At 65.0% G+C, this 3,957-nt stretch carries 2 protein-coding genes and 3 pseudogenes; 3 read left to right on the forward strand and 2 right to left on the reverse strand.

Translation table 11 applies throughout. The features are described from left to right. Positions 1-944: pseudogene (locus FFS27_RS29815) on the reverse strand (glycosyltransferase family 1 protein); the annotation flags it as partial. Positions 945-1,351: 407 nt separating this feature from the next. On the opposite strand from FFS27_RS29815, the gene rmd reads away from it, so the two are divergent. From rmd to FFS27_RS29830, 3 genes and pseudogenes are all read left to right on the forward strand, one after another. Beyond that, complete coding sequence (rmd, locus tag FFS27_RS29820; RefSeq protein ID WP_003096892.1) at positions 1,352-2,266, forward strand: GDP-6-deoxy-D-mannose reductase; 915 nt, start codon at positions 1,352-1,354, stop codon at positions 2,264-2,266. Then, on the forward strand, positions 2,263-3,234 hold the full coding sequence (gmd, locus tag FFS27_RS29825; protein ID WP_003096890.1) for a GDP-mannose 4,6-dehydratase: 972 nt from the start codon (positions 2,263-2,265) through the stop codon (positions 3,232-3,234). The genes rmd and gmd overlap by 4 nt, the downstream gene beginning before the upstream one ends. Before the next feature lie 3 nt (positions 3,235-3,237). Next, positions 3,238-3,855 (forward strand): annotated as a pseudogene (locus tag FFS27_RS29830) (sugar phosphate nucleotidyltransferase); the annotation flags it as partial. Here the strand turns inward: FFS27_RS29830 and FFS27_RS29835 are convergent. Further along, positions 3,832-3,957 (reverse strand): annotated as a pseudogene (locus FFS27_RS29835) (sugar phosphate nucleotidyltransferase); the annotation flags it as partial. The pseudogenes FFS27_RS29830 and FFS27_RS29835 overlap by 24 nt on opposite strands.

Genomic DNA, 3,957 nt, shown 5'->3' on the forward strand with positions numbered 1-3,957 from the left:
ACCCCGTCCACGACGACCTGCTGGTGCTGGTCGACGTCCGGCAGCAGCGCCGGCGGATGCTCGGGTTCGGCGGGCGGCATCGGCTCGGTGGCCTGGGGCAATGGCTCCGGCAGCGTTTCCAGCGCCGTTGGCGGGGGCGGCAGCGGCCGGCGCAGGTGACGGAACAGCCAGCGGCGTACCGGTATGGGTACCAGGTCGCTGACGGCTTCCCGGTACCACAGCAGCAGGTAGTGCTTGCTGATGACCAGTCGGCGCCTCCAGTCGAGAGGAACCGGCTCTGGCTCTGGTTCTGGCTCAGGGACCGGTTCGGGCTCGGGCTCGGCGGGCGTCTCGGGGAGGACCTCGAGGATCTCATCCTCGGTCTCTTCCCTGATCGGTGCGATGAGGCCGTCGGCGGAAAGGCCCAGCAGGCGACTGTCGATGACGCAGCCCTTGAGTTGCAGGGTCTCGGCGGACTTGACCGGATTCCGTTCGCCTTGCTGGCGGATCGCGGCGAACTCCTCCCAGATCGGCGTCGGCAGCGCCAGCACCGGAAAATCTTCGCCCAGCACCCGGCGAACCGCGTGGGCAGTCTGCTCGGAGAGGGTGATGGCTGCGCCATGGCCGGCCAGGACCTGGCTCCAGTCCTGCGCCGGATCGCCGTCCCACGCCACGTCGGGAATCGACTCGAACTCCCAGGCGACCACGCACAGCATCGGGCATTGCAGGTCCCGCGCCGCCTTGTGCGGCGGGGTGAAGGAGAGGAACAGGCAGTCTTCGCCCTGTTCATGCAGTTGCCGGTAGAGCGGGTCGACTTCGTCCGTGCTCTGTACCAGGTGGACCTGTCCCAGCGATTCGAGGATTGGCCGGTAGGCCTTGAGGACGAAGTAGTAGCTGTATTCGGGGCGACCGAGGTTGTGGCCGATCGAGCGCTCGTTGATATCCGAGTAAAGGATGAAATTCATGGCATCTCGTGATGAAACTGCCCGTTCGACAGCTTGGTGGTGATGAGCGAGGCCAGGCGCTGCTTCGTTGTGCGGAAGCCTTCCCGGCGGACTGGTCGACCCATCGTGTTCTTGTTCTGTTATCACGACCGCGACCTGTTCGACCAACAGCACAGGAGGCAGTCAAGCACGAAATCGAGAGGCATTCTAAACATACCTTTCGCAAAAACGTGAAGGCTGACGGAGAAAACGTCATGCCGTTCGAGTGAGAACCTACCGGTCACGAATAAGCGGTTGAAATCGGCGCATTCTTGGCACAGATTGGAGCGCGATAATCAGAACAACACGCTATCCGGCATGACCTATGAAGCGTCGTATTCCTAGGAAGAGCGTCGCCGAGCGTAGCATCAGATAAAAGGCCCGCCTCCTTGACTCAGCGTCTGTTCGTCACCGGGCTCTCCGGTTTCGTAGGCAAGCATCTTCAAGCTTATCTGGCAGCGGCCCACACGCCGTGGGCGCTCCTTCCCGTACCGCATCGTTACGACCTGCTGGAGCCGGATTCGCTGGGCGACCTCTGGCCGGAGCTGCCGGATGCGGTCATCCACCTGGCCGGGCAGACCTACGTGCCGGAGGCCTTCCGCGATCCTGCGCGGACCCTGCAGATCAACCTCCTTGGCACCCTGAACCTGCTCCAGGCGCTTAAGGCGCGGGGCTTCTCCGGTACCTTCCTGTACATCAGCTCCGGCGACGTCTACGGCCAGGTGGCCGAGGCGGCGTTGCCGATCCACGAGGAACTCATCCCCCACCCGCGCAATCCCTATGCGGTCAGCAAGCTGGCGGCCGAGTCGCTGTGCCTGCAGTGGGGTATCACCGAAGGCTGGCGGGTGCTGGTGGCGCGGCCGTTCAACCATATCGGGCCGGGGCAGAAGGACAGCTTCGTGATCGCCAGCGCCGCGCGGCAGATCGCCCGGATGAAGCAAGGCTTGCAGGCCAATCGGCTGGAAGTGGGGGACATCGACGTCAGCCGTGATTTCCTCGATGTCCAGGACGTGCTGTCAGCCTATCTGCGCCTGCTCTCCCACGGCGAGGCGGGCGCCGTCTATAACGTCTGTTCCGGGCAGGAGCAGAAGATTCGCGAGCTGATCGAACTGCTGGCGGACATCGCCCAGGTCGAACTGGAAATCGTTCAGGACCCTGCCCGGATGCGCCGGGCGGAACAGCGTCGGGTTCGCGGCAGCCATGCGCGACTGCACGACGCCACGGGCTGGAAGCCTGAAATAACCATAAAACAGTCCCTGCGGGCGATCCTGTCCGACTGGGAGTCACGGGTACGAGAAGAATGACAAGAAGTGCACTGGTAACTGGGATCACCGGTCAGGATGGAGCGTACCTGGCCAAGCTGCTGCTGGAGAAGGGCTACCGGGTCCACGGCCTGGTGGCGCGGCGCAGCAGCGACACGCGCTGGCGCCTGCGCGAACTGGGGATCGAAGGCGATATCCAGTACGAGGACGGCGACATGGCCGATGCCTGTTCGGTGCAGCGCGCGGTGATCAAGGCGCAGCCGCAGGAGGTCTACAACCTGGCGGCACAGAGCTTCGTCGGGGCTTCCTGGAACCAGCCGGTGACCACCGGCGTCGTCGACGGCCTGGGCGTGACCCACCTGCTCGAGGCGATCCGCCAGTTCAGCCCGGAAACGCGCTTCTACCAGGCCTCCACCAGCGAGATGTTCGGCCTGATCCAGGCCGAGCGCCAGGACGAGAACACGCCGTTCTACCCGCGCAGCCCCTACGGCGTGGCCAAGCTCTATGGCCACTGGATCACCGTCAACTATCGCGAGAGCTTCGGCCTGCACGCCTCCAGCGGCATCCTGTTCAACCACGAATCGCCGCTGCGCGGCATCGAGTTCGTCACGCGCAAGGTTACCGACGCGGTGGCCCGCATCAAGCTCGGCAAGCAGCAGGAATTGCGCCTGGGCAACGTCGACGCCAAGCGCGACTGGGGCTTTGCCGGGGACTACGTCGAAGCCATGTGGCTGATGTTGCAGCAGGACAAGGCCGACGACTACGTGGTGGCCACCGGTGTCACTACCACCGTGCGCGACATGTGCCAGATCGCTTTCGAGCATGTGGGCCTGGACTACCGCGACTTCCTCAAGATCGACCCGGCGTTCTTCCGGCCCGCCGAGGTCGACGTGCTGCTGGGTAATCCGGCCAAGGCCCAGCGTGTGCTCGGCTGGAAGCCCAGGACCAGCCTGGACGAGCTGATCCGGATGATGGTCGAGGCGGACCTGCGACGCGTTTCCCGGGAGTAAGCCATGCTGATTCCCGTGGTGCTTTCCGGCGGCGCCGGTACCCGCCTGTGGCCGGTGTCGCGTGAAGGACAGCCGAAGCCGTTCATGCGCCTGCCCGATGGCCAGACCCTGCTGGGCAAGACCTACCGACGTGCCGCCGGGCTCCTGGCCGGGCATGGCGAAATCGTCACGGTGACCAACCGCGAGCATTACTTCCAGAGCAAGGACCAGTTCCAGGCAGCCCGCCTGGGGCGGCACCGAGGACATTTCATCCTCGAACCGACCGGGCGCAACACCGCTCCGGCGATTGCCGTCGCCGCCCTGGCGCTGCAAGCCGAACATGGCGACGCGGCGGTACTGGTGGTGATGCCGGCGGATCACCTGATCCGCAACGAGGAGGCCTTCCGCGAGGCGGTGGGGCATGCCGCGCGTCTCGCCGTCGCCGGGCACCTGGTTACCTTCGGCGTGGTGCCGGACGCAGCGGAAACCGGTTTCGGCTATATCGAGCTGGGCGACCGGCTGGACGAGCAGGGGGCGGCCAAGGTGCGCCGCTTCGTCGACCAGGGTCGAGGCCGTGAAACAGAACATCCCGGAATTCCACAGGAAACCGCCACTTTCCACGTAGCGGCGGGCGGTTTCCTCATCGGGTTTCTCGACGAAGCGGCGCACCTTGGCCGCCCCCTGCTCGTCCAGCCGGTCGCCCAGCTCGATATAGCCGAAACCGGTTTCCGCTGCGTCCGGCAC

This window comes from Pseudomonas sp. 2VD (genome assembly GCF_005503585.1).
Classification (GTDB): Bacteria; Pseudomonadota; Gammaproteobacteria; order Pseudomonadales; family Pseudomonadaceae; genus Pseudomonas; species Pseudomonas aeruginosa.

Coding starts and splice junctions, on each gene's coding strand:
- gmd (WP_003096890.1), top strand. CDS start 2,263: ATGACAAGAAGTGCACTGGTAACTGGGATCACCGGTCAGGATGGAGCG.